Source organism: Actinomadura sp. NPDC048032 (assembly GCF_040653175.1).
GTDB lineage: Bacteria > Actinomycetota > Actinomycetes > Streptosporangiales > Streptosporangiaceae > Spirillospora > Spirillospora verrucosospora.
Genome location: NZ_JBEZJP010000800.1, coordinates 1 through 1,338, shown reverse-complemented (window position 1 = coordinate 1,338; position 1,338 = coordinate 1). Strand labels below are relative to the sequence as shown.

Below are 1,338 nucleotides of genomic sequence, written 5' to 3'. Positions count from 1 at the left end.
GACCCCCCACACCCCCCGGTTCGCTCCGCTCATCCCTGCTACCCGTGGGGGGACGACCCCCCACACCCCCCGGTTCGCTCCGCTCATTCATTCGTCCGCTCCGAGGATCAGGCCGCTGGTCGGGACGCCCGTGCCGGCGGTGACGAGGACGTTGTGGACGTCCCCCGGCTGGTTCACCGAGGTGCCGCGCACGAGCCGGACGGCCTCGGCGATGCCGTTCATCCCGTGGATGTAGGCCTCGCCGAGCTGGCCGCCGTGGGTGTTGACCGGGAGCCGGCCGTCGAGCTCCAGGTTGCCGTCGGCGACGAAGTCCTTGCCCTCGCCCTTCGCACAGAAGCCCAGCTCCTCCAGCTGCGGGAGGACGAGCGGCGTGAAGTGGTCGTAGAGGATCGCGGCCTGGACGTCGGCCGGGGTGAGCCGCGACTGCCCGTAGAGCTGCCGTCCCACCAGGCCCATCTCCGGGATGCCGGTGATCTCCGAGCGGTAGTAGCTGGTCATCATGTGCTGGTCGTTGCCGGACCCCTGCGCCGCGCCCCAGATCACGGCGGGCCGGTGCGGGAGGTCGCGGGCGCGCTCGGCGGAGACGACGACGAGGGCCTGACCGCCGTCGCTCTCCTGGCAGCAGTCCAGCAGCCGGAGCGGCTCGGCGATCCACCGGGACGCCTGGTGGTCCTCCAGCGTGATCGGCCGCCCGTAGAACCACGCGGCCGGGTTCGCGGCGGCGTGCCTGCGGTCGACGACGGCGATGCGGCCGAAGTCCTCGCTGGTCGCGCCGTACTCGTGCATGTAGCGGCGGGCGAACATCGCGACCCACTGGGCGGGGGTCGAGAGCCCGAACGGGTTCATCCACGCGTAGGCGGCGCTGTCGGCGCTGACGTCCATCGGGCGGTCGGCCTGCCCGAGGCCGTAGCGGGTGCCGGACCGCTCGTTGAACGCGCGGTAGCACACGACGACGTCGGCGACGCCGGTCGCGACGGCCATCGCCGCCTGCTGGACGGTGCCGCACGCCGCGCCGCCGCCGTGCCCGATCCGGGAGAAGAACTTCAGCTCGCCGATGCCGAGGTTGCGCGCGATGTGGATCTCGGAGCTGGTGTCGGCGGTGAAGGTCACCATGCCGTCCACGTCGGACGGCTGGAGCCCCGCGTCCACGATGGCGGCGAGGACCGCCTCGCAGGCCAGCCGCAGCTCGCTGCGGCCCGACTCCTTGGAGAACTCGGTGGCGCCGATCCCGGCGACCGCGGCCGCCCCTGGCAGCACGCTCATGCGCCGCTCCCCTGTGCTTCGACGGCCTGTGCTTCGACGGCCCGCGCTTCGACGGCCTGTGTTCCCGCGGCGGGC

General features: G+C 72.8%; 1 protein-coding gene. It reads right to left on the bottom strand.

The genetic code is table 11. From position 1 onward, the window contains the following. Window positions 1-87 precede the first annotated feature (87 nt). Window positions 88-1,263: a lipid-transfer protein gene (locus tag AB0C69_RS42320; protein ID WP_360362603.1), complete on the bottom strand. Its 1,176-nt coding sequence runs from the start codon at window positions 1,261-1,263 to the stop codon at window positions 88-90. Window positions 1,264-1,338: the final 75 nt, after the last annotated feature.